This window comes from Kitasatospora sp. NPDC048715 (assembly GCF_043198905.1).
Taxonomy (GTDB): Bacteria; Actinomycetota; Actinomycetes; order Streptomycetales; family Streptomycetaceae; genus Kitasatospora; species Kitasatospora lactacystinica.
In genome coordinates this window covers 187,884-212,131 of the sequence record NZ_JBICVH010000003.1, presented here as the reverse complement: position 1 = coordinate 212,131, position 24,248 = coordinate 187,884, and the positions used below count along the sequence as shown (strand labels likewise).

Genomic DNA, 24,248 nt, shown 5'->3' with positions numbered 1-24,248 from the left:
GGGGCAATCCGGCGTGCGGAGGAGCTGATCGCTTGTGATCGTGGGCGAGGTGTGATCGTCACACTTCGACCCGCTCTGCTCACAAGGAGTGACGCAATGCGTATGCGTACCACCTTCGCCGCCGCCGCCCTCGCCGCCACGGCGGTCCTCGCCGGCGCCGGCACCGCCTCCGCCGGCGAGGCCACCGCCAACGGTGCCGCCATCGGCTCGCCCGGCATCCTGTCCGGCAACGTGATCCAGGTGCCGATCAACCTGGAGGCCAACGTCTGCGGGAACTCGATCGGCATCATCTCGCTCCTCAACCCGGTCACCGGCAACACCTGCATCAACAAGTGACCCCGTGCGCTGGGGCCGCCCGTCGACCGCGACGGACGGCCCCAGCGCCGCGTGCGCACCCCCGTTCGGGGGTGGCGGCGCGGGGCCGGGGCCCGCGACCATGGTCCCCGTCCCGCACCGCCGTCCCCAGGAGCCAGCCCGTGCCGACCACGCCGACCCCGCGCAGCTACGCCTCCGGCACCTCGGACGTCCCGCTGCTCGGCGACACCATCGGGGAGAACCTCGACCGCGCGGTGCGCGCCTTCCCCGGGCGCGACGCCCTGGTCGACCGGGCCACCGCCCGCCGCTGGACGTACGCCGAACTCGCCGCCGACGTCGACGCCCTGGCGCTCGGACTGCTGGAGCTCGGGATCGCCAAGGGGGACCGGGTCGGCATCTGGGCCCCCAACTGCGCCGAGTGGACGCTCACCCAGTACGCCACCGCCAAGCTCGGGGCGATCCTCGTCACGGTCAACCCGGCCTACCGGTCGCACGAGTTGGAGTACGTGCTCAACCAGGCCGGCATCCGGCTGCTGGTCGCCGCCGAGCGCTTCAAGACCTCCGACTACGCCGGGATGATCGAGGAAGTCCGCCACCGCTGCCCGGAGCTGGAGCGCGTCCTGCTGCTCGGCAGCCCCGCCTGGGAAGTCGTGACCGCCACCGGCAGGCGGGCCGACCCCTCCCGACTCGCCGAGCGTCAGCGCGAGTTGGCCCCCGACGACCCGATCAACATCCAGTACACCTCCGGGACGACGGGCTTCCCCAAGGGCGCGACGCTCTCGCACCACAACATCCTCAACAACGGCTACTTCGTCGGCGAGCTGCTCAACTACACCGAGCAGGACCGGATCTGCATCCCGGTGCCCTTCTACCACTGCTTCGGCATGGTGATGGGAAACCTGGCCGCCACCTCGCACGGCGCCTGCACGGTCATCCCCGCCCCCTCCTTCGAGCCCGGCGCCACCCTGGCCGCCGTCGCCGCCGAACGCTGCACCTCGCTGTACGGGGTACCGACCATGTTCATCGCCGAGCTGGCCGACCCGGACTTCGACCGCTACGACCTCGGCAGCCTGCGCACCGGCATCATGGCCGGCTCGCCCTGCCCGAGCGAGGTGATGAAGGAGGTCATCGGCCGGATGGGCATGACGCAGGTGTCCATCTGCTACGGCATGACCGAGACCTCGCCGGTCTCCACCCAGACCCGGGTCGACGACCCGGTCGAGCGCAGGGTCGCCACGGTGGGCCGGGTCGGCCCGCACCTGGAGGCCAAGGTGGTCGACCCGGCCACCGGCCGCACCGTCCCGCGCGGCGAACCCGGCGAGCTGTGCACCCGCGGCTACTCCGTCATGCTCGGCTACTGGGGCGAGCCCGAGCGCACCGCCGAGGCCGTCGACGCCGCCCGCTGGATGCACACCGGGGACCTCGCGGTGATGGACGAGGACGGCTACCTCGCCATCACCGGCCGGATCAAGGACATGGTGATCCGCGGCGGCGAGAACCTCTACCCGCGCGAGATCGAGGAGTTCCTCCACGCCCACCCGGACATCCTCGACGTCCAGGTCATCGGCGTCCCCGACACCAGGTACGGCGAGGAGCTGATGGCCTGGATCCGGATGCGGGAGGGCGCCGAGCCGCTCACCGCCGAGACCGTCCGCGCGTACTGCGCCGGCCGGCTCGCCCACTTCAAGATCCCGCGCTACGTGCACGTGGTCGAGGAGTTCCCGATGACGGTCACCGGGAAGATCCGCAAGGTCGAGATGCGGGCGGAGGCCCAGCGGATCCTGGGGCTGTAGACCCCGCGCCCCGGCCCGGGCGCCCCTCCGCCCGGGCGCGTCCGGGGAGCGCGGTGGCCCGCCCGGCGGGAGAGTGTGATCATGCCCCTCGACGTCACAGTGGAACGCCTGATCCCCCTCCCGCCCGCCACGGTCGCCGCCTACGCGATGGACTGGCGCCACGACCCCGAGTGGACCCAGGGCATCCGCGACGCCACCCTCACCCGGGAGGCCGACACCGGCGGCTTCGGCGCGGGCGCCGAGATCACCCGGACCGCCCGCTTCCTGGGCCGGACCTTCTCGTACGTGCTGCGGGTGGCACGCCACGACCCGCCGACGCTCCTCGACATGGTCTCCGTCGCCGGACCGATGCCCATGCGCGTCACCTGCACCTTCGAGCCCACCCAGGCCGGCACCTTCGCCCGCATCCGCGTCCGCGGCGGCTTCCGCCTGACCGGCCCGCTGCTGTCCCACCGGGTGCGCACCGCGCTCACCGCGGACCTGCGCGCCCTGGAGGGACGGCTCACGGGGTGACCGCCCTCCCGTACGGACCTGCGCTTCCCCTCCCGCCGCGGGCCCTCAGGGGGTGTGCCTCAGGGACCGGTCCGGGGTGCCGCCCTCCAGGATCTCCCGCAGGTCGGCGACCGCCGCCGGGACGCCGTAGGACTCCGCGACAGCGACCGGGTTGATCACCACTTCGTCGATACCGGCCTCGAAATGGCGCTCGATGCCCGCCCGGATCTCCCGGAGACCGCCGAACAGGAAGACGCCCTCCTCGACCAACTCCCGGGCGGACGAGACGGGGTCGGACACATCGAGGTCCAGACCCGCCCGGCGCAGCATGTCCACGTAGTGGGGCGCGCACAGATGAAATCTGGTCCCGCGCTGGGCGAGCACCATCGCATTGCGCCCCGGCCGGTCCAGCACGGCATGGACGACGGTGACGATCCGCGGCCGCTCCCGCCCGGCGTCGCGGGCGCCCTTCTCCAGGGCCGGAGCCAGGACGTCCCGCACATAGGCGGGCGGCGTCAGCCAGGTGATCGCCGTGTCGGCCACCGAACCCGCCGCCCGGGCCATGCCGGGGCGCAGCACACCCGCGCCGACCTCCGGCGGCGCGGTTCCGGCCGGCGCCGACATCCTGGGCAGCACCACCCCGCGCATCGGGAACAGCGGCCCCGAGTGGTGGTCCAACCGCCCCTCGTGCAGCAGCCGGCGCAGGACGTCCAGGTACTCCGCCACCGCCGCCGCCGGACGGGCGTAGGGCGCGCCGCGCAGCGCGGCCACGAAGCCGGGCTCGCCCGCCCCGTAACCCACCACCGGCGGATGGCCCGTCAGCGCGCCGAGCGTGCGGGCCTGCACGGCCGCGTCGTACGGATGCCGGAGCGCCGTCAGCGCCACGGACAGGCCGACCGGGATCCGGTAGCCCGTACCCGCCAGATACGCCAGCACATGATGCGACTCCAACGCCACCGACTGGCCCAGCCAGAGCCGCGCGGCGCCCCCCTCCCGGACCAGCTCGGCCAGCGGCAGGACATCCCGTGGGTCCTGGACCTGGACGGGATACAGCACCGAGACCTTGCGCGAACTCGTCATCCCCGCCACCTCAGACCAGCACTTCCGCATCCGGCACATCCGCATCCGGCACATCCGCAACCGGCACGGCCGGTGCCGGCAGGGCCGGCGAACCGAGGTTGCGGGCCGGCTCGGCGGGGGACGCCGACGCCTCGCGCAGGGCCTGGGCGACCTGCTCCTCCAACGGCGGGCCCGCCGGATCGGTCGCACGGCGCACGACACCGTCGGCGACCGCCGCCGCCCGGTGCTGGCCGAAGCTGCGCCCGCCCCAGCCGTCCCGCTCGTCGCGCGGCTCCCAGGCGAGCGCGACACCGGGGCGCAGCGGGGAGGCGAAGACCGACGCGTCCCCGGCGACTCCCGGAAGGCCCGCCACGGCGTCCGCGAGCACCGGCGCGACGGCCGCGTCCGCGGCGCCGAGGTACACCACCACGGCGTCCCGGCGCGGATACGTCCACGGACGGGACAGCACCTTCGCCCGGTACCGCACACCCAGGCCAGCCAGCCGCTCCAGCAGTGCCCGCCACACCGGCGGGGCGGCACCGGGTTCCGCCAGGTGCACGTACAGCCGCAGCACCTCGCCGGACCGGACCGGCGAACCGTCGGGCCCGTCGACCAGCAGGAAGCCGGGCGACAGCGCCGGACGCACCGCCGGAAGCTCGACCACGCAGGGCCGGCCGACGGCCGGCGGCCCGTCCGAGCGCACCGCGCCGGGCCGCACGCCGACCAGCACCCGGCCCAACTCGACCCGCACCGGACCGTCCGCCCCGCCGTCGGCGGCCTCGACCGGCGAGCGGAGCACACCCGCCGCGACGGTCCGGGTGTGGCCGGTGGCCGCGATCAGCTCGCGCTCGAAGGTCTCGCTGCGCCGCGGCATCCGGGCCGGGCCCTCCTGGCGCACGATGCCGGCGTGCCAGCGTTCGTACAGCAGGCCGGCCAGCGCCGAGCGCAGTTCGCCCCAGGTGTCCGCGGCGACCACCAGGTCGTCGTCGACCTCGACCCGCGGCGTGCCGTCGGTGATCCGCAGGCCGCCGAGCGCCGCGCGCAGGGCAGGGGAGAGCGGGGCCGGGGAATGCTGATGGGACACGATCGTCTCCTGATCCCGTTGTCGATCCGTACGAGTGGGCGTGGGCCCGCGGTCAGTCCTGGACGAGGCCGAGCACCTCGGCGGACCGGAGCGGGTCGAGCAGCGCGTTGCGGCCCACCCCGGCGGCCCCGCGGAGGACGGCGGTGAGGCGGTGGGTGAGGGCCGCCGTGGCGATCGTGCGCTCGAACAGGTGCCAGCCCGCGTACCGGGTCACCCGAGCGGTGAACTGCTCTTCGTCGGCGGCGGGTTCGGAGCGAACCCGGCGGTATCCGGACCAGAACGCGGTGATCTGCGGACGCACCGCGTCGAGCTGCTCGGCGCCGCTGCGCATCAGCGCCTCGTGGACCTCGGCGGGCGGGACCGGGGTGTCCGGCCCGAGGCCCGCGAACATTCCGACGGCCGCCCGGTGGAGCCATTGCCCGACGTACGCGCCGACGTCCCGGGCCGGGTCGGCGATCCGGAACTCCTCCCAGTCCGTCAGGTACAGGTCGTCGCCGGACAGCAGGAACTGGTCGAGCCGCAGGTCGCCGTGGATCGGCACCGCGGGCGCGGCCGCGCTCGACCCGGCCAGTTCCCGCAGGGCGGCCCGCACCCGCTTGTCGTGCTGCAGCATCGACCACACCTCCAACTCGCCCCCGCTGGCGGCGGCGTAGTCCTCGGCGGTCAGCTCGACCAGCCGGGCGGTGGACCCTTCCCGCCCTCCGGTGGCGGGTTCGGGCAGCTCGGCGGGGTGGACCGGCATGCGGTGCAGTTCCGCGAGCGCCAGGCCGGCCCGGTGCGAGAGCGCGGCGTCGAAGCGGCCCTGATCGGCGAGCAGGTTGCCCGGCACCGCGTCGACCAGGCGCTCGTGCACCAGCAGCAGGGCCCCGGGGTCGGCGCCGAGGAAGGCCGGCGAGTGCCAGTGCTCCGGAGGGCGACCGGCGGCCAGCACCTGTTCGAACGCGCGGGCCCGGTCGAAGCGTTCGGCGGCGAGCGGCTGCGCGAGCCGCTTCACGAACACCTCCCGGCCGTCGGCGGTCGGGCCCGCCCAGTTGTCGTTCCGTCCGGGCCGGCTGATGGGCGTCCGGTCCGCGAACGGTGCCACGCCCAGGCGTTCGAGAGCCTGGACGACATCGGGGACGTGGTCGAGTGGAACCGGTGCGAAGACGCCGGTGGGGTCCGTGGCGGGGACCGGCCCCGTCGGCGTTCCGGCCGTGTCCCGGATCGCGGTGATCGTCGCTGCCATGGGAGCCACGGTAGGCGGCGGCACCCCCTGACGGGCAGCCGCACGGTCCTGCCGGGAACGGCCCGCGGCGGGGGTGGCAGGGCCCTGCCGGACGGGGTCGTGCGCCGCACGTCCCTGCCGGACGGCGGGCGCAACGGTGAGGTTCCGACCGGACGTCGGACGTGCCGGCAGGGAACTGGCGCGAGATCCGGATTCGCCTTCCCGGGGGCGCAGTTGTCTGCCTCTGGGCGGGTGGGGGCGGCGGCTGGTGTGCTGATGGTGCTGCAACCGGCAGCGGATGTGTGAGCGAATGGAGTCAGCATGGACAGCAGTGACCTGATGGGTGGTTACTCCGCCTACACCACGCCGGGTGCGGCGCGGAGCGACCTGGTGTCGATCCCCGACGGGACGGAGGGGTTCACGCCCGTCGTCACCTTCATCTCGGTGATCTCGATCATCGTGAGCCCGGCCACCATGTCCCTCCTGTAGGAGGGGCGCTCCGAGCGTCCGGCTCGGGCTCCCACGGCACGGACCCCGTGCCGCCGCGATCCCGTGGCGGCCGGGCTCCGCGCCCCGTACAGCCCGCCTACCTGACCGAGCCCGAAGGGGCGGGGTCCCCGTGGCGCTGCGACCGGCAGCGGATGTGTGAGCGAATGGAGTCAGCATGGACAGCAGTGACCTGATGGGTGGTTACTCCGCCTACACCACGCCGAATGCGGCGCGGAACGACCTGGTGTCGATCCCCGACGGGACGGAGGGGTTCACGCCCGCGATCACGGTCTCGATCTCGGTGTTGGTCACCGTCATCGTGAGGGGTTGCAACTGAGCGTTCGGCTCCGTGTCGTGGCGCCGGCACGGGCTTCGGGCCGTGTCGGCGGCGGCGTTCGGCGCTCAGCGCTCCCGGGGGGTCGACGCGGTGCGGTGGACCCAGCCGGCGATCGCCACCCGGGAGGAGCAGCCGAGCTTGCGCATGGTCTCGCGGATGTGGTTCACCACGGTCCATTCGGAGATGGTCAGTTGCCGGGCGATCTGCTTGTTGCTCAGGCCCTCGGCGATCAGCCGGGCGACCTCGCTCTGACGGGGCGTCAGTATCGCGTCGGCGGACGGCTCGGCCGCCGTGGCCCGGGGGGACACGGCGGGCCGGTCCGGAACGGGTTCCGACGGGTCGCCGGGCGTCCGCGCGGCGACGCAGCCGAGCGCGAAGTCACGTATCAGGTCCGGGAGTTCGACCACTGAACCGGCCGCCATGGCGGCGAGCGACTCGCGGTCGCCGAGCAGCAGCCGCCGCTCGACCCGGCCGACGGTGAAGTCGGGTTCCGTCGGGTCGTCGAGCAGGTGGCGCCGGACGGTGTGGAAGCAGCCCAGCGCCCGGGCGACCGCGGCGGCGCGCGCGGCGGGGCCCGGCAGCAGCGGGCTGCCCATCAGGGCGAGGAGCGCGCCGAGCGCGGCCGGGGCTCCGAGCGGGCGCAGCGTGGCCAGTGCGCGGTCGAGGTAGTTGGTCGAGTCGGCCGCTCGTCCCGCCGCCGCCGCGAACGCGCTCAAGTGCAGCAGCGCGAGGCCGGCGACCAGGTTGTCCCGGGCCTGGATGGCCTCGGCGAGCGCGCGGGTGGCGAGCGCGGCCGCGGTGCCCGCGGAGCGGTGGAGGAACTCGGCCAGCGCGGTGTCGAGCAGCCGGCGACGGGCCAGATGGCCGCCGTCGGCGCCCGGTTCGATGGCCCGGTGCAGCAGCGCGAGCCCCTCGTCCGGGCGGCTCGGGGTGATGGCGATCCCGCGCAGGTGCGTGATCCTGACACTGAACCCACCGTCCGCCGGGGCCTCGTGTCCCGCGTCGCCGGGCTGAACGCCGTCGAGGATGGCCAGCGCCGCTTCCGGCTCGTCGTTGCGGACGGCGGCCTCGGCCAGCAACAGGGCCGCCCGCCACCGGCTGTCCCGGTCGGCGTCGGGGCCGCCCAGCGAGGCCAGTCCGGCGGGCCAGTCGAACGGGGTGCCGATCGCGTAGTGGTACACCCGGGACAGCTCGGCGAGGTCGAGTGCCTCTTCCGCGAGCCCGGCGGCGACCAGTGTGTCGAGCGCCCGGCGGATGTTCCCCTCCTCGCTGCGGAACGCGATGATCCCCCCGGCCTGCGGGCCGCCCGTCATGAGGCGGACGGTGGATCCGGCCAGCCGGGCGTGGTGCCGGGCGTGGGCGAGCCGGACGTCCTCCAGCCCGTTCGCCGACTCAGCCGTCTGCTTGTCCGATCGGTACGACCAGCGGCCGAAGGAGAGGTGCAGCCGGGTACGGGTGTAGCCGTCGAGACGGCCCGAGGGAAGCGCGGAGAGGCTGAGCAGGTGCCGGCCGAGCAGTGACTCCAGGGCGGCCGGGTACTCGTCGAGGCCGACCCCGGAGATCTGCCGGAGCGACTCGGGTCCCGCGCCGCCGCTGAACACGCGGGCGCAGGCGAGCAGTCGGCGTCCGGCGTGGCTCAGGCCGCGCAGCGCCTCGGGCTCGGTGTCGTCCGGGCCGTACGCGTCCAGTAACCGGGCGAGGCCGTCGATGGCGGGCCGGGGCCGGTCCGGAAGCGCTCCGGCCCGGGGGGACTGGCCGTCGAGCGCGGCCCAGAGGACCTCCGGCCCCTCCAGGGCCGCGATCCGTGCGGCCAGGCCGATCGCCCCGGGGTTGCCGTGGAGTTCCACGCAGGCGCGGGCGACGGCCAGTTGGTTGTGTCGCTCGACCTGGAAAGCGGGGTTGAAGGCGCGCAGGCAGGCCACGAAGAGCTCGACGGAGGGCACCGAGGCCAGCGCCTCGACGTCGATGGCGCAGCAGTCCAGCGGCACCGGGAGCGGGGGAACGCTCCGGTGTGCGAAGCCGTCCTGCGCCACCGGCCGGCGCGCGGTGACCAGGGCCTTGACGCCCGTCCCGGCCAGCGCCCGGGCCAGCCGGGCCAGGACCTGCCGGTCGGGGTCGCGTCGCGCGCCGTCCAACAGCAGCACGGACGGGGCGTCCTCGGATTCGCGGGTCCGGGTGATCCAGCGGCGCAGGCCGTCCGCCCAGCCGTCCCCGGGCGCCGGCGCGATCCGGCCGATCGTTCCGCCGGTGCGGGTCCGGTGGGCGAGCGCGACCTCCTCGGCGAGCCGGCTCTTGCCGATCCCCGGCGCCCCGGACAGCAGCACGCCGTCGACGTCCGGCCGTTCGAGCACGGCCAGTACCTCGGCGAGCTCGCCGGCCCGCCCGACCGTCTCCATCGGGAACGGGCCGGTGGCGGCGGGCGGTCGGTCGACGGTCGGCGGTCCGGTCCCGGACAGCCGGTCGGCCGCCGTCGCTGCCGCGACGGCGAAATCAGCGGACGTCATACGCGTCTCCAGAACGTGCCGGCGCGGTGGGTGACCCGGCCGTGTGGGTTCACTGCGACGGGCCGGTCGGCTCGGGCGTCGCGCCGGTGGCGCGCATCGGCCCGGCCGGCCGTGGGCGATCCTCGATCAGATCTGTTGTTGGGCACGGAAGTTGGTACATCGCGTGGATCCGGCGGCGGATCGGCTCCAGTGGGTACTGGTCGGCGTAGATGACGAGTTTGACCGTCACCCCTTCCAGCAGGCTGCGGAGCATGATCCCCTCCAAATGGGGGTCCTCGGCCCCGCGGGAGTGGAACAACTCGCGGAGCCGCTCCTCCAGTTCGCTGAGCAGCCGGTCCTTCCTGGCCTCCGCCGCAGCGTACAGCGGGTGCGTCCCCGGATCGATCATGAGACCCAGGGTCATCTGCTGGATGTGACGCGTGCGGTGGGCCGCCAGCAGTGCGCGGTCGATGATGGTGGACAGCCGTTCGTCCGGAGTGCCCTCGACGTCCAGGAGCTGGTGGATGCCCTCCAGGTAGCGGTCCAGCAACTCGTCCGCGAGTGCGTGCTTGGTCGGGAAGTAGTAGCTGATCAGCCCGCGCGAGACACCCGCCTGCTCGGTGATGTCGGAGACGGTGGCCTGGTGGAAGCCCTTCCCGGCCAGGACGTCGATGGCGGCGGTGACGATCCGTTCGCGGGACGCTTCCCGCAGCCGGGCGTTGACATGAGGTGAGCGAGGTGACACGCGGGCTCCAGGGCTTCGGCCGCCATGACGGTTGACTGTACAGACATCCAGTCAACAGGACCAGACCGTCCGCCCGTTCACGCCCGGAAGTACGTCAACGAGTGCGTGGCGAGCAAGATGCCCGGGCCGAGCCGGATCCGACGGCGGCACCATCGCGAGCGGGATCGCGTCCCGGTGCCCGGCACGGAGCAGGTTCACCCCTCCGCTTCCGGCTGGCGCTGCCACGGGCCCGACCGGTGAAAACAGTGATGGCCGACGAGGATCTCCGTCCTCGTCGGCCATCGGTGCTCGTGGCGGTTACCGCGCGCCCCACTCCTGGTCGGTCGGCACGATCTCGCGGCCGAGCGGCATCAGCGAGATCGGGATCATCTTCAGGTTGGCCCAGCCGAAGGGGATGCCGATGATCGACAGGAACAGCGGGATGCTGGTGATCAGGTGCCCGATCGCCAGCCACCACCCGGCGAAGACCAGCCAGATGACGTTCCCCACGCAGGACGCCGGCCCGGCGTCCGGCCGTTCCACCGCGGTGCGCCCGAACGGCCACAGGATGAAGCCGGCGATCCGGAAGGACGCGATGCCGAACGGAATCGCGTTCGGACGCTCAGCATGGCGCAGGTTCACCCCTCCGCTTCCGGCTGACACTGACACAGGCCTGAACAGCGTCGAACGCTGATGGCCGACAAGGACCTCCTTCCTCAGTGGCTACCGAAGAGTTGCTGGAGGGCGGGTATGAGGGGCCGAGTCGCCTGCCCGCGCATGTTCAGCGGCCCGCTGGTGGCATCGCTTCTTCGTGATCTTCTGATGATTGCTCCGGCATGGGCAGTCCGGTCCCCTCCAAGTAGCCGTCGATCACCTCTGGCCGGCACTGGATCATCCTGAGTTTGCGCTTCACGGCGCGCGTGACCTGGCCAACGTCGGCGGCTGCCAGGTTGCCGCAGCCGCGTTTGACGAGCGGCCAGATGCCCTCTTGCGGGTTCAAGTCTGGGGCGTATGTCGGCAGCGGGAACACGGCCCTAGTGTCCCTGGCTTCTTGCTCGCGGCGACGCCATCGACCTCCTCGGCCACGTCCTCGACGACCGGGGCAACTGGGCTGCCCGGCCCGATGAGGCGAGGGCCCACCGCCTCGCGCAGCTCCCGTCCGGAGACGGTGCCGTCAATTACTGCCGTCGTACCACCCTGCAAACCACAGTGGCCCCACCGGAAACAAAACTCCGTTGGGGCCGCTGTCGTCACTGAATGGTCAATACGTGTGAAGTGCGATCCCGTCTGGCCTGCACACGTAATCCTTACATCTCCTCGATCTCCTGCAGCAAGCCCCAGGCGAACCTGAAGAAGTATCTCCCCCCGCTCTCCATGCTCAACGCAGAATATGTCTCGTAATGGCCCCACCCATCAATATCCCGCACATCACCATAATCTCCGAAGAGCTCGCTCTTCACAAATTTCCAGGGGCTGGGAATTCCAATTGGAAGAGATGACTCGGATGAACGGAAGAACTCGGCCCGAACTAGATGTCGACCCGATGGATCAAACTCCATCTCGAATTCAAAATCAGGCCAGAGCGGAAGAGAGTACCGCTCGACGATGGATTCTCCGGACGCAGCACAGTTTGAACGGGGCAGTCGTACGTCAGCCAGAAGCTCCCGGGCCTCTGCAGCCCTGCCGAGTCCGAGTCGGAGAATTTCGGAGATCTGTTCGATTGCATCTTGTGTCACTCTGCCATCTGATTCGATCCCCCTGACGGCTGCCTCCAGTAGAGCAGTAGGAGGTTCCATGACCTTGAGTAGATACCTCTGAAACTCGGGAACTCCCAAGCCATTTGATGGCACTTGACAACTCCTTTGAGAGAACATATGGACAGAGTGATCTAGTGCGGCGTCACCTCAATTCCATCGGCGCCGAACCCGATCGTCCCCCGTTGTGAGAATACCCTCCCTCCAGGGGTCACTTCGAACCATGCGCCAACCTGCAGTTGGGCGGGAATTACTGCCAGATTTCCATTTTTCAAAGAAATTACACCAGCAGTTTCGCCGAATGCAGCTTTGGCGGCGTGATCAGTAGCTTGCGCAGCCAGGTTCTGATCGAGCTGGAGCTCGGTTACTCTCTGCGAGATATGATCAAGCTGCCCGGAACCCCTAGGGATTTGCCTAGTAGCCATACCAATGCTTTTGCCGGCAGCTATCACCCCGCCACACTGGTCCGCGTTGTGAACTAGAACCGGAGTATCCCCTCCCACCACATAGTACGTGTGGAGGTTCGCGACGGTGAGGTTGTAGGCAGGCCGCGGGCTCGTGTGGTAGTTGCGAACCTGGAGGACTGAGCGGGCCTTGCCGTCGGAGGTTCGGAGGTGGTCGCCGATCCTCAGGTCGTTGGCGTTGGTCCAGCGCCTGGTCGTCTCGTTCCAGTAGGGGTGCTTCTGGGTGGAGGTGATGGTGGACGACTTGGACGAATCGGAAGGGTCAGCGACCGTCAGGTTGGTGAAGTCACGATCGTCCGATCCGATGATGGTGCCGGTTACGGGTTCGACACTTGTTGTGTCAGTTGCCGGGTCGGTGGCGACGACCTCGTCCCCAGGTTTGACCTCGCTGATGGGCTTGACAGTTCCGTCGGCGAGAAGCACTGGGGTGTCAGGGGTGAAGCTATTGCCGTTGCAAGCGAGTAAGCGCGCGGCTGTGGTGACTCCTGCGCCGGCTAGGGCTGTGCTTCCTGCGGCGGCTTCGCCCGACGCCACGTCGGCGATGGCTGCGCTGCAGGCAATGATCGCTGCGAGGCAGGTTGGGGCTGCCGTGGCGGCTACAGGAGCGGCGACAATCGCGAGGCTGACGATCGCGATCACACCGACGAGGATCTTCTGCCAGGTTTCCAGTGAACCTCTGTCGATCTTCATGTAGGTCGACGGGTAGTTCGGGTTGCCCTTGGGTTCGTCTCTGTGGCAGCCGGGACCTTCCCACGATCCCATGGCGTAGTAGCAATGGTTGTCAGGCTTCGGTGGCTTCGGTCGTGCGGTCCTGTCCTGGGCGATGACGGATCGAGAGGGGTCCTTGAAGTTGATGTACTGGGTGGTGGTGATGATCTCTGTGTCTGTCACCTGTCCGGCAATATTGGCGTATTGCCAGTTGCCAGGGCCACCGCCCCAGAGATCGACGCTGTCGTCGACGTTGCGACAGTCGCCGTCACACTTGCCTGGTGGGCGCAGTCCGCTTGGGTCGCTGAGGTTGACGGGGTTGTTGTTGCTGTAGGCGTAGGCGTTCCACTGTTGTGGGCTGGTCTGGTCGAGGATGGGATCGGGGCTGATGAATCGGCCGGTGGTGGGTTGGTACTGGCGGGCACCGAGGTTGGTGAGGTTGGTGGTGTCGTCCTTGGTGCCGCCGATGTAGCCCTTGGTGCCGAGCCAGGTTCCGGGTGGGGGCTGGTTGCCTCGGGGGTTGCCGAAGGGGTCGCTGGTGCGGCGGGTGGTGGCGGAGGTGGCGAGGTCGATGCTGGTGGTGCCGGTGCCGTGGTGGTCGGTGGCCTGGACGACGAAGGTTCCGGGTGCGGTGCCGGGTCCTTGGCGGACGATGGTGAGGCCGCCGGGGATGGGGTAGTAGCGGGTGCCGGTCTGGGTCTTGGTTGTCGTGTTGACGGTGAGTTCGTCGGTGCCGAGGGTGATGGTGTTCTGGCCGGGGTTGCGGCGGATGAGCTGGTTGCCGTTGGCGTCGTAGAGGTAGGTGGTGGTGGTGTTGGGAACGGTCCACTTCTGCCCGGCCGGGACGGTGCCGGCGCAGGTACCGAGGGCCAGGGCGGTGTTGTTGGTGGTGACGTCGCCGGGGATGGCGAGGCACAGGTTGGACGCGGGGTTGTGGATGGTGCCGTCGGGGCGGGTGTTCCAGGTCTGGGCGGCGGAGTTGTCGCAGTTCTGGAGCTGGACGGCTGATCCTGTGGTGGTGCCCATGCTCTGGACGCACTTGTCGAGGACGACAAGTTTGCTGTTGGCGGCGGTGTAGAGCTGGTTGCCGCTGTTGTTGCAGGTGTTGATCTGCAGGTTGGTGCCGTTGGCGTTGCTGCCGCCGGTGGTGGTGATGCATGTGCCGCCGTTGCCGGTGATCTGGGCGGGGGCGGTGTAGGCGGCGAGCTTGCCTTCGCTGTTCCAGGTCAGGGCTGAGGTGCCGGTGCCGGAGACGCCGGTGCGGATGGCGGTGGTGTTGCCGGTTGCGTCGTACTGGGTGGTGCCGGTGGCGGTCGTGGTGGTGCCGGTCTTGACGGTGGATCCGAGCAGGGCGTGGGCGCCGCCGGTGCCGCCGCCGGTGTTGGCCGCGGTGGTCGGTGTGTTGACGGTTCCGGGGGCCGGGAACTGCTGGGTGGTGGTGACGTCCTTGGAGGGGTCGCCGTACTGGTCGTGCTGGATGAGGGAGGTGCGGTTGCCGGTGAGGTCGTAGGTGTATTCCTGCCAGTAGGGGGTGCTTCCGCCGACGGTGGTCTTGGCCGGGGCGATGGCGCCGCTGGTGGGTGTGGTGTTGGTGCAGGCGCCCTGGTCGAGGGTCTTGTGCTGGAGCGGGTCGGGGGTGGTGATGCTTCCGGTGTCGGTCCAGGCGGTGGTGAGGCGGCCGAGGTAGTCGTAGGTGAAGCACTGACGGTCGGTCGCGCTCGGGTTGTTGTCGGGGATGTCGGTGATCGAGGTGATCGAGCCGGCGGGGTTGTAGGTGTAGTTGGTCTGCTGAACAGCTCCGAGTGTGGAGGTCTGCTTGTCGAGGAACTGGCCGCGGACGCGGCCGGTGGCCTGGTCGTAGTCGCTGGTGGCGACAACCTGGGAGCCCCACGGGTTGACGGTCGAGCGCAGGGGCCGGCCGTAGGCGTCGTACTCGCTCTGGACGTCGTAGGTGGTGGCGCCGGCGTAGGAGAACATCTGGCCGTAGTCGTTGTACGAGAACGCCACTCTGTCCTGGGGAAGTCCGCCGGTGGCGGGCAACGTGGTCAGCTTGGGGTTACCGGTGATCTGGTCGTAGGTGGTCGTGGTGGCGTAGGTGTAGGTGCCGGAGTCCAGGCCGGCTTCGGTGCCGGGGATGGTCAGGGTGGTGCCGGTCGGGCGGTAGCCGTTGTCGTAGCCGGTGACGGTGGTCGTGTAGGCCTGGCCGCCGCCGTTGTTGCCGCCGACGTAGCGGGTGGAGGAGGCGGGCCTGCCCTTCATCACCGTGTCGAAGGTCCACGCCGCGAGTTGCGTGGCGGGGGTGGCCGTGCCCTGGTAGAGGCCGGTCTTCCGTCCGAGCAGGTCGTAGGTGGAGGTGAGGACCTGGCCCTTGGCATCGGTGGAAGTGGATACGCGGGACGCACTGTCGTAGGTACGGGTCGTCGTTCCGGTGTCCGGGTCAGTGGCGCTGGTCTGGCGTCCGCGCAGGTCGTAGGTGTAGCTCCAGGTGTTCCCGGCGGCGTCGGTCATGCCGGAGATCTGTCCGGCCGGGGTGTAGGTGCGGCGGGAGACGGCGGCGTCTGAGGCCTGTCCGGTGGCGACGGCGGTGCGGTACTGCCACGCCTCGGTGGTGCGGCCGCGGGCGTCGGTCAGGATGGTGCTGGGCCAGGCGCCCTGCGGGGGGATGACGTCGGTCCGGCCGGCGTCGGGGTAGGCGGTGGTGGTCTGGTTCTGCAGGACGCCCAGGGACCAGAACGCCGAGGTGACCGTTCGGCCGAGGCCGTCGAAGGTCAGGCGCGTCTGTGCCGGGATGTCGCTGTCCGGGGCGATGACCAGCGTCGTCGAGGGGCCCGATGCCTGGTTGTACCACGTGGCGTTGGAGGCCCAGGCCCGGCCCTGGGAATCGTACTGGGTGTCGGTGATGAGCCGGCCGGTGTACCCGGGGCCGGCCGGGGTGGACTGGGTCTGACGGGGACGGGCGAAGCCGTCCGACAGGGTGACCTCCCGCGCGTAGACGGGGGGCTCGCCGTCGACGGTGAGGGTGGAGGTTGTGGTGGTCGACGGGACGCCGGTGGTGTTGGAGACGTTGTAGCTGAACGTCAGGTTGGCGCTCGGGTTGAGTGCCGGGGTGCGGCCGGGTGACCAGACAGCTGTCAGGCGGCCGAGGGCGTCGTAGGTCTCGGTGGCCGTCTTGCCGTTGGCGTCCCTGACCGTCAGCGGCAGGGTCCGCCGGCTGTCGAAGGTACTGACGGTTTCCCAGGTTCCGGTGACAGCACCGGGCACCGGAGCCGACACGGTGATGGCGGTGGAAAGCTCACCGGCGGCAGGAGCTGTGTAGGACGTTGTGTTCGTGGTGCCGTTGGGGTGCTGGGCGTCGGTGCTGTTCGGGTCGGTGACGGAGACCGGTCGGCCGTAGGCGTCGAACGCGGTGGTGCTCACGGTCGTGAACACGGCGGCGCCGGTGCTGTCGTAGCGGTCGAGGACCTGCTTGGCCGTCTGGTCAGCGGTCGTGTCAGCCTGTTGATAGGGCTTGCCGTCGTAGAAGATCCGTTGGCGGGAGACGGTGTTGCTTGCCGTGGCCGTGGTGGTGCAGGCGGCGTCTCCGGAGACGGTCAGGGTCTCGGCGATCTGATCGATGCGTTGGGGGTCCGGTCCGGTGGCGTATGCCGTTCGGGTGCACAGGTCCGACAGGCCGTCGGCCCGGTCGAGTGAGGTGATCGGTCGGTTGCCGTGGTTCTCGTCGCCGGTGATCGTTTTGGTGATGGCCCGCCAGGTTCCATCTGCCTTGCGCGTGCGGCTGGTCGTGCTGCTGACCGTGGCCGTATAGCGTGCGACGAGGTTCGGCAGTCCGCTGCCACGCGGCTGGGTGGCTGTGGTCGACTCCCGGCTCAGGCCATTGACGGTTTGAGCCATCGTCTTGCCGGTCGCCAGATCGACTGCCTCGGTCTGCAGAACCTGGCCGGAGAGCCATTCGACGTCCGTGACGTTGCGGCCGAGGGCATCGGTGAGAGGGGGGACGGTGCGCTGGGTTCCGTTCTTGCGGATGTCGCCGTCCATGCCCGGCCGGTAGGTGGTGACGGTCCGGGTCTTGGGGCCGTCGTTGCCACTGCCGACAGTGGCCGTCACCGTGGTGAACCCGCGGAAGTCGTTCCAGGTGCGGGCCTTGGAGTCGGTGAACTGGCTGTCGTCGCGGTGCCAGGCCGCAGGGCCGTACTCGTAGCTGGTGGTTCTCGCGGGCGCGCCGGTGGCGAAGTCGTTCTCGGCGATCGTGCGGACGGTGTAGTGGTTGAACCAGTCGAGGACCGGGTCGGAGCCGGTGATAGAGCCGGGTACGGACCAGCGCACGGGGAAGCAGGCCCGGGTGTTGTCGTCCTCAGCGGTCGGCATCACGTGGTTGACGCGGGAGCAGTCGCGCTCGTTGTAGTCGACGGTGAGGACGCCGCCGGTCTCGTTGCGGATCTGCTGGATGCGTGGCCGGTTCATCCGCGGTGGCGCTGGGACGAGATCGGATCCGTCGACCCGGTTCGCCAGCATGACCGCCGTGAACGACACCGCGGGAGTACTGAGGTTCGGCGTGGCGGTCTTTCCGGTGCGCTGCACGGAGTCGAGCCACAGGACGCGCTGGCTGAGGGCGTCCTTGGGGTCGCTGGTGACGTCCATGGGATCGAGGAAGGAGTGCTTCAGCTCGTAGGAGTCGACGTCCTGCCAGGCGTTGTTGACCCGCACCTGGGTGGCGATCGAGGTCAGCCGCTTGGTGGTGAAGTACGTCGGGCTCGGAACCGTGCACGTGCCGGTGTCCTTGCACTCCTGGTCCACCGGTACGTCCGGCCAGTTGTTCTTGTTCGGTACCGTGCGGTTCGCCGGGTCGCAGGCGGATCCGGCGGCGAGGCACCGCTCGGCGGTGGTGAAGGTGACCCGGGCCGCGGGCTGGAGGGTGCCCTTCGCCGCGACCTGGTCGACGAGACGCTGGCCGTAGTCGATACGTGCGAGAGTGTTCGCCCGGGTGTACGAGGTCCGCGTCCCGTTGCCATTGCTCTGGCCGGCGCCCCGGGAGTAGTAGTTCGACTCCGGCGTCCAGGTGTAGGTGATCAGGTTTCCGTGGGCGTCCACGACGTAGTCGAGGGACAGGCGCTGCCACATCTGGCACCAGGATGCCTTGCTCTTGACGGCGTCGAAGCACGGGTCGCCGCTGTTAGGGCCATAGACAGGAACAGTGGAGGCGGACTGGGTGGCAGGGTCGCTCCGGTCACCACCGGGCAAATGGTTGAGTCCGAAGTAGAACACCGTCCCGGAGATGTCGGTGACCTTGGCGTACGCACCGTTGTAGGTGCCATTGGCGCTGCGAGGATCGGCACCGAACTCGATCCGGGTACCGTCGTCGTTCTTCAGCCGCCACACACCGGTGGCTTCGTCCGACGCGGCAGCCGTGTTCGATACACGCACGAGCGGCCCGGCGTGCGATCCGAGGGACAGGGTGGCGTTGAAGCCGCCCCAGCACAGATCGCCGGAGTTGGTGATGCCGTCTTTGTCGCACGGAGTGTAACTGCGCTCGATGAAACCGGGATTGAAGTCCCAGCCGTCACCGACCCAGGACGCCTGGGCGTTGGTGGCCGAGGTCTTCCCGTCGACCGAGGAGGAGTTGTACCCGAGGGACACCAGCGGTGCGGCTCCGCCGAGCGCGGGCGGGACCTCGATGTTGTAGCCGTAGGTGAGCGCGCCGGAGGAGTTGCCGGCTGCCCAGCCGGAGGAGCTCGACAGGCTGGTGGCCTGGTAGGTGCCACCGCCGCCGGAAGGACCCGTTTCCGCGCCGAGAAGCATGCTTCCGACGCTGGCAGCTGTTGTCGAGGTGCCGGAGTACGCAGCCTTGACCGCTCCGCTGGCCCTCTGCGCGCCGGTGTGGCCCGTGGGAAGTTCCAGGTCGGCGACCAGTCGCTTCGACGCGGCGTCGTAGGTGCTGGTCACCGGGGTGCGGACCAGGCAGGACGGCTCCTGCGGTGTTGTCAGAGCGCAGGACGGCATCGTGACCAGTCGGCCGCGGGAGGTGAAGTCACCGGCGGAGTCCAGCGCTGCCGCATCGACGGCCACCTTCACGGCCGCCTTCTGCGCACCGTTGTCTCCTGCGGGCTGTGCGCCGGCCGCAGGTGTGGCGGCGCTCAGGGAGAACAGGAGGCCGCTCACCTGGGCGGCGTCCGCAGTCTTCGTGTCGGCCTGCACCACCGTGACCGAGCCTGACACAGAGCCCTGTTCAGGTGCGCTGACCCAGACCGGGAGGGATCCCGCCTGCGAAGGAGTTGTTGTCAGGCTGGCTGTTGCGCTCTTCCGCTCGACCGGAGTCCTGGCAGGCACGGTGTTCGAGGCCACGGGTACGGGGTAGTGAGGGGCGGTCTCGGACGGTTTCGGTGCCGCCTCGGCTCTGACGGACGGGGTTCGCGGCAGCGGGGTGTTGGGCGGCGACCAGACCCGGGAGAAGTCGGGCTCCGCCGCGATGGCTTGGGAGACGACAGGGCCCAACAGTGATGAGGTCAGGGCCAGCACCACGGTGCAGGCTATGCGCCTGCTCACCGGTGGCGACCCGTTTCTTCTGCGAATACGCATCGACGGTCCTTTAGCTGACTGCGAGTTAACTAAGGTCTGGTAAAGGGCTGGTGGATTCTATGGGTGCGACTGGAAGTTGATCTCTTCGTATCAAGAACGCGATGCGTGACGTGTATCACTCGGCGATGCGTGGGGGTGTGTATGCCAGTCAATGCGGATATTTCGGAAAGAAAATCGTTGACGACCCGTCCGATTCGCTGAGACCGTCCGCCTGGCCTCTGCGCGTCCGGCGCCGAGGGTTCGGACCAGGGAAAAATGCCATGGGTGCTCCAGGTAGGGATATGACTGACCGTCGACCATCGCCCGAGCGCGCCGCCAGACCGCGCCCCGCTCGCCCCCGCTTCTCGTCACTGGCGGCACTTCTGGCACTCGCGGTGACGCTGCCCGGCCTCACCTCGCCTCCTGCCGCAGCCGACCCGGCCGCCGACCCGTGGAAGGCAGCGCAGGAAGCCGTCACCGCCGGGGACGCCAAGCGCGCAGGGGAGTTGCTGGATCCCCGGCCCGCCGAGCTCGCGATCATCGAGGCGAAGAAGATCGGCAAGGACGTCCCCGTCCCGTCGCTGACGGACGAGTTCAGCACCATGGTCGCCACGCCCTCCGGCAGGCTCCGCCAGGAACGGCACCTGGACGCCCAGCGCGTGAAGCGTGCCGACGGATCGTGGGCGGCTCTGGACGACACACTGCTCAAGCGCACCGACGGCACACTCACTCCCGCGGCGGCGAGTGAGGACCTCGTCATCTCGGGTGGCGGCAGCAGCACGCTGGCGACCATGACGACCAGGGACGGCAAGCAATTCGCCGTGGGCTCACCGTTCCCGGGACCCCTGCCGGCCCCGACCGTGAACGGCAACAGCGCCTTGTACGCGTCCGTGGCACCGGACACGGACCTGCAGGTGACCGCGACCCGGTTCGGCGGCTACAGCACCGTACTGATCCTCCACACACCCGCCGCCGCCGCGAACCCGGCTGTCCGCTCCCTCACCTTCCCCACCAGCACCAAGGGCGTGGAACTGTCCACGAACGAGGACGGAAGCCTGAAGGCGCTCAGCGACGGCAAGGAAGTCTTCACCGCCCCCAAGCCGCAGATGTGGTCGGCCGCACCACCGGCCTCCGGACTCCCGCCGGAGAGCACCACACCAACGCCGGCCCCCACATCGGTGAAGGCATCGCTCACCACCCAGGTCTCGGCGGCGGTACCCACCCCGACCAGCACGCCCACCAAGGGCAGCGGCTCCGGCGATGCCCGCCAGTCACCGAACACCCCGAGTACAGCAGGCGGCCCCGGGACCGGGGCCACGGTCGCCGACATCCCCGTGACGACCGGAACAGGCACAAACGGCAGCAAGAGCATCGTCCTGTCACCCAGCCCGGAACTCCTGGACGGCCCGAACACCAGCTACCCGATCTACGTCGACCCGACGTGGTCGAACGACGCCCGGGGCAAGAGCCATCATGCCTGGGTCCAATCCGCCTACACGACCGGCAACTTCGACCGCACCGGCGCCACCGACCGTGACCGACCCGGCGTCGGCTACCAGGGCTGGGAGACCACCAAAGGCATCGAACGGGCACTGTACGAGTTCAACCTGAACGGCTACCTGCCCGACACCGCCATCAACTACGCCAACCTGCGCGTCTGGCAGTACGTCTCCGCCGATTTCTCGTGCACCACCACGTACCCGGTGAGCGCCTACCGGGCCGGAGCCTTCGACAGCAGCATCTCCTGGAGCACCCACCACATCTTCGAATTCCTCGAAGGCAAGAACGTCCCCGGCAATGGGGGCAACGCCGCCTGCATGGCCGGCGTCCCCGTCGACTTCAACGTCACCAGCGCCATGCGCAACGCCCTCGCCGACACCAGCACACCCCTGGCGTTCGCCATCAGAGGCCCGGAAGGAACCGGCGACAAGGCGGCATTCAAGCGCTTCGCCTACGACGCCGTCCTGTCCACCGAGTTCGACCACGTTCCGCTCCAACCGGGCGACCCCCGTGCCCTGCCGGCCCCGCGCAGCGTCACCCGAGGCGAAGGCGACGCCTGCGGCGACGGAACGGTCTCCTCCTTCCGCTGGATGACCGACACCACGGTCAACCTGACCTCCGTCGTCAGCAGCCACAACCAGGGAATACTCACCGAGTACGTCAGGCTCTGGGACAACGCCGTCGGCGGCTCACCCGAAGTCAGCAAGGGCTGGTCGGCCTACGTACCCACCGGCAGCCGCGCCACCTACAACGTCCCCCGCTTCACCCTGCAGGACGGGCACTACTACAGCTGGGCCGCCCAGGGCGACGACAGCTACCTCCGCGGGCCGGAGACGGCCGCGTGCCACTTCGCCGTCGACACCACCCCGCCGGTCGCAGCGTTCGGCACCTTCACCGACCCGAACACCCAGTTCCCGCCGTCCGGCAACGGCCAGACCACCAACCTGCGCCTCGGCCAGGAAGGGTCCATCCCCTTCACCGCCTACGACCCCAACCCCTCCGGCCTGCTGGCCTCGGGCGTCGTCTGCGTCCGCTACGGCTATGACCCGCAACTCACCGACTACACCCAGAACTGCGCTCCGGCCGGAAACACACTGAACGTCACGGAGATCAGGACGAAGCCCACCCACTGGGGCACCAACGTCCTCTACGCCCAGGTCTTCGACGACGCCGCGAACGCCTCGCAGACCATGTCGTACTCCTTCTACGTCCCCTGGGCCCCCGGCCCGGTCGCCTTCGGCGACACCACCGGCGACGCCAACCCCGACATCCTCGTCCCCGACAGCGCCGGCAACCTGATCACCCACGGCCGCGCCACCGACCCCGGCAGCACCGACGTGCCGCCCACCGGCACCGCCGCCCCCGCCAACCAGGCCCCTGAGGCAGGCCGGACGTGGAAGGACTTCCACGTCACCCACCGCGGCTCCCTGGACCCGGGAAGGAACACCGACGACCTGTTCGTCCACCGCGACGGCGGCAACTTCCTCTACTACTACGCCAACAAGGAGTCCGACCCCGGCCGGTTCACCCTGAACCTGAAGAGGGTCCTGGACCGCCCGAACTGTGTGGGTGGCGACGTGTCCTGCCCCGGCTACCACCAGGACGAGCAGTGGCGCTACACCACCCAGATCACCCCGATCGGCTCGCCCAAGGACACCCGCACCCCCAACCGTGAGGTCAAGGACGCCACCGGCATCCTCGCCGTTGAGGCCGGCAACCTCTGGTACTACGCCGCCGACTCCAATCACACCCTGCTCCCGCCCAACCTCGTCTCCACCGGCGGATGGGACACCCTCGACCTGATGGTCCCGGGCAACACCCTCGCCGTCGATCCCGCCGGCACCACCCCGGCCGCCCCGGCCCTGTGGGCACGCGCCCGCACCACCACGGGCAACCGGACTGCCGGAGACATCCTCCAGTACACCCTCACCACCGAGACCCGCGCCGACGGTTTCGGTGCGTACACCACCGTCACGGCGGTTTCCCCGGCGAGCGCACACCGCATCGGCACCGACGTCACGAGCGGGGCCTTCCCGACGGTCGGCGCCGACGGCGACGTCACCGGCGACGGCGTCCCGGACCTGTGGGCCCTCGACAGCTCCGGCAAGCTCCACACCTGGCCCGGCTCACTCACCGGCAAGACGGTCACCGGCTTCGGCACCGACCACTACCGCGGCAACACCCAGGCCCCGACCGCCCAGTGGAAGCTCCAGGGCAACACGACCGCCCTCAGCGCCGACCCGGCCATCGCCTACAACACGACCGCCACCGACCTCGCCTTCGCGGACGACACCGTCGACGGCCGCGGCACCAAGGCTGCGGTCTTCAACGGCACGACCTCGGCCATGACCACCGACAAGCCGGTCGTCGACACCCGCAAGAGCTTCACCATCAGCACCTGGGCGAAGTCCAACGGCAGCGGCCAGATCGTCGCCAGCCAGAACACCGTCCACGCCAGCAGCTTCCTCCTCTGGAGCGAAGGCACCGGAGGCGCCTGGCGCTTCGCGCTCGCGCGCGGTGACGACAACACCTGGCCCTACGACTTCACCAAGGTCAGCAACAGCGCCGCCCTGGTCCAGAACGGCGCCTGGACCCGACTGACGGCCAGCTACAACGCCGACACCGGCCAGATGAGCCTCTACGTCAACGGCACCCTCGCCGGCAGCGGCCACCACAACGCGGCCACCAGCCCCGCCCCCAGCGGCGGCCTGGTCCTCGGCCGCTACCAGTACCAGGGCCAGCCGAGCGGGTACTTCAACGGCAGCGTCACCAACTTCGGCGTCTACAACACCCCCGTCAACCCGCCGACCGCGGCCATGGCGATTCGCCACGCCGCGAGCAACAACTGCCTCGACGTCCCCTACAACGACACCAGCCAGGGACTCGAGATCACCACCTGCAACAACACCGCCGCCCAGAACCTGACCGTCGACTCCACCAACGGCACCATCAGCCTGCGCGGCATGTGCCTCGACATCACCGGAAACAACACCGCCAACGGAGCCGGGATCGGCCTGTCTCCCTGCACCCCCGGTGCCTCGAGCCAGGTCTGGCTCCCCCGGGCCGACGGCAGTCTCTACAACCCGGCGACCGACCACTGCCTCGACCTGCCCAACAACGACACCACCCCCGGCAGCCGTCTCGCCGCCTTCACCTGCAACGGCACACCCGCCCAGACCTGGAGCTTCCCCGCCCTCAGGACCCCGCCCCAGCCCGTCAACCCGTAACCGCTTACAACCCCCCCGGGGCCCACGACGCGAACAGCGCCGTGGGCCCCGGCATTTGAAGGC

The 24,248-nt window shown here is 69.9% G+C and carries 15 protein-coding genes; 6 read left to right on the top strand and 9 right to left on the bottom strand.

Translation table 11 applies throughout. The features are described 5' to 3' along the window. Window positions 1-96: 96 nt before the first annotated feature. From ACGFSC_RS07625 to ACGFSC_RS07615, 3 genes are all read left to right on the top strand, one after another. The gene (locus ACGFSC_RS07625) at window positions 97-336 is read left to right on the top strand and encodes a chaplin (protein ID WP_359905472.1); all 240 of its coding nucleotides are present in this window, start codon (window positions 97-99) and stop codon (window positions 334-336) included. 140 nt (window positions 337-476) lie between these two features. Further along, the gene (locus ACGFSC_RS07620) at window positions 477-2,108 is read left to right on the top strand and encodes an AMP-binding protein (RefSeq protein ID WP_359905474.1); all 1,632 of its coding nucleotides are present in this window, start codon (window positions 477-479) and stop codon (window positions 2,106-2,108) included. 81 nt (window positions 2,109-2,189) lie between these two features. Beyond that, window positions 2,190-2,621, top strand: a complete 432-nt coding sequence (locus ACGFSC_RS07615; protein WP_359905476.1) for an SRPBCC family protein — start codon at window positions 2,190-2,192, stop codon at window positions 2,619-2,621. 45 nt (window positions 2,622-2,666) lie between these two features. Here ACGFSC_RS07615 and ACGFSC_RS07610 read toward each other — a convergent pair whose 3' ends face one another. From ACGFSC_RS07610 to lxmK, 3 genes are read right to left on the bottom strand one after another with little or no spacing between them, the layout of a single operon-like run. Then, entirely contained in the window at window positions 2,667-3,680 is a 1,014-nt protein-coding gene (locus tag ACGFSC_RS07610; protein WP_359905479.1) for an LLM class flavin-dependent oxidoreductase, read from the bottom strand. A gap of 10 nt (window positions 3,681-3,690) precedes the next feature. Continuing rightward, window positions 3,691-4,743 (bottom strand): T3SS effector HopA1 family protein, encoded by a 1,053-nt coding sequence (locus tag ACGFSC_RS07605; RefSeq protein WP_359905482.1) that lies wholly within the window; start codon window positions 4,741-4,743, stop codon window positions 3,691-3,693. 52 nt (window positions 4,744-4,795) lie between these two features. Further along, window positions 4,796-5,968, bottom strand: coding sequence for a class V lanthionine synthetase subunit LxmK (lxmK, locus tag ACGFSC_RS07600; RefSeq protein ID WP_359905485.1), 1,173 nt, complete (start codon window positions 5,966-5,968; stop codon window positions 4,796-4,798). 300 nt (window positions 5,969-6,268) lie between these two features. Here lxmK and ACGFSC_RS07595 point away from each other — a divergent pair, with 300 nt between their 5' ends. Then, window positions 6,269-6,436, top strand: coding sequence for a hypothetical protein (locus ACGFSC_RS07595; RefSeq protein ID WP_359905488.1), 168 nt, complete (start codon window positions 6,269-6,271; stop codon window positions 6,434-6,436). Between the two features lie 175 nt (window positions 6,437-6,611). Continuing rightward, a complete protein-coding gene (locus ACGFSC_RS07590; protein ID WP_359905491.1) occupies window positions 6,612-6,773 on the top strand; it encodes a hypothetical protein in 162 nt (53 codons plus the stop codon). 65 nt (window positions 6,774-6,838) lie between these two features. On the opposite strand, the gene ACGFSC_RS07585 is transcribed toward ACGFSC_RS07590, so the two are convergent. The 6 genes from ACGFSC_RS07585 to ACGFSC_RS07560 all read right to left on the bottom strand — a co-directional run bounded on the left by ACGFSC_RS07585 (window position 6,839) and on the right by ACGFSC_RS07560 (window position 19,245). Continuing rightward, on the bottom strand, window positions 6,839-9,277 hold the full coding sequence (locus ACGFSC_RS07585; protein WP_359905494.1) for a LuxR C-terminal-related transcriptional regulator: 2,439 nt from the start codon (window positions 9,275-9,277) through the stop codon (window positions 6,839-6,841). A gap of 49 nt (window positions 9,278-9,326) precedes the next feature. Beyond that, on the bottom strand, window positions 9,327-10,001 hold the full coding sequence (locus tag ACGFSC_RS07580; RefSeq protein WP_359905497.1) for a TetR/AcrR family transcriptional regulator: 675 nt from the start codon (window positions 9,999-10,001) through the stop codon (window positions 9,327-9,329). Between the two features lie 297 nt (window positions 10,002-10,298). Further along, window positions 10,299-10,622 (bottom strand): YccF family protein, encoded by a 324-nt coding sequence (locus ACGFSC_RS07575; protein WP_359905500.1) that lies wholly within the window; start codon window positions 10,620-10,622, stop codon window positions 10,299-10,301. Window positions 10,623-10,761: 139 nt separating this feature from the next. Beyond that, window positions 10,762-11,010, bottom strand: coding sequence for a transposase (locus ACGFSC_RS07570; RefSeq protein WP_359905503.1), 249 nt, complete (start codon window positions 11,008-11,010; stop codon window positions 10,762-10,764). Window positions 11,011-11,287: 277 nt separating this feature from the next. Further along, window positions 11,288-11,830 (bottom strand): hypothetical protein, encoded by a 543-nt coding sequence (locus ACGFSC_RS07565; protein ID WP_359905504.1) that lies wholly within the window; start codon window positions 11,828-11,830, stop codon window positions 11,288-11,290. Between the two features lie 38 nt (window positions 11,831-11,868). Continuing rightward, a complete protein-coding gene (locus ACGFSC_RS07560) occupies window positions 11,869-19,245 on the bottom strand; it encodes a polymorphic toxin-type HINT domain-containing protein (RefSeq protein ID WP_359905507.1) in 7,377 nt (2,458 codons plus the stop codon). A gap of 515 nt (window positions 19,246-19,760) precedes the next feature. On the opposite strand from ACGFSC_RS07560, the gene ACGFSC_RS07555 reads away from it, so the two are divergent. Further along, a complete protein-coding gene (locus ACGFSC_RS07555) occupies window positions 19,761-24,185 on the top strand; it encodes a ricin-type beta-trefoil lectin domain protein (protein WP_359905510.1) in 4,425 nt (1,474 codons plus the stop codon). Window positions 24,186-24,248: the final 63 nt, after the last annotated feature.

What these genes read in the sequence shown, in the direction of transcription:
- ACGFSC_RS07625 (WP_359905472.1), top strand. Translation starts at nt 97, where the DNA reads ATGCGTATGCGTACCACCTTCGCCGCCGCCGCCCTCGCCGCCACGGCG.
- ACGFSC_RS07615 (WP_359905476.1), top strand. Translation starts at nt 2,190, where the DNA reads ATGCCCCTCGACGTCACAGTGGAACGCCTGATCCCCCTCCCGCCCGCC.
- ACGFSC_RS07610 (WP_359905479.1), bottom strand. Translation starts at nt 3,680, where the DNA reads ATGACGAGTTCGCGCAAGGTCTCGGTGCTGTATCCCGTCCAGGTCCAG.
- lxmK (WP_359905485.1), bottom strand. Translation starts at nt 5,968, where the DNA reads ATGGCAGCGACGATCACCGCGATCCGGGACACGGCCGGAACGCCGACG.
- ACGFSC_RS07595 (WP_359905488.1), top strand. Translation starts at nt 6,269, where the DNA reads ATGGACAGCAGTGACCTGATGGGTGGTTACTCCGCCTACACCACGCCG.
- ACGFSC_RS07590 (WP_359905491.1), top strand. Translation starts at nt 6,612, where the DNA reads ATGGACAGCAGTGACCTGATGGGTGGTTACTCCGCCTACACCACGCCG.
- ACGFSC_RS07585 (WP_359905494.1), bottom strand. Translation starts at nt 9,277, where the DNA reads ATGACGTCCGCTGATTTCGCCGTCGCGGCAGCGACGGCGGCCGACCGG.
- ACGFSC_RS07555 (WP_359905510.1), top strand. Translation starts at nt 19,761, where the DNA reads ATGACTGACCGTCGACCATCGCCCGAGCGCGCCGCCAGACCGCGCCCC.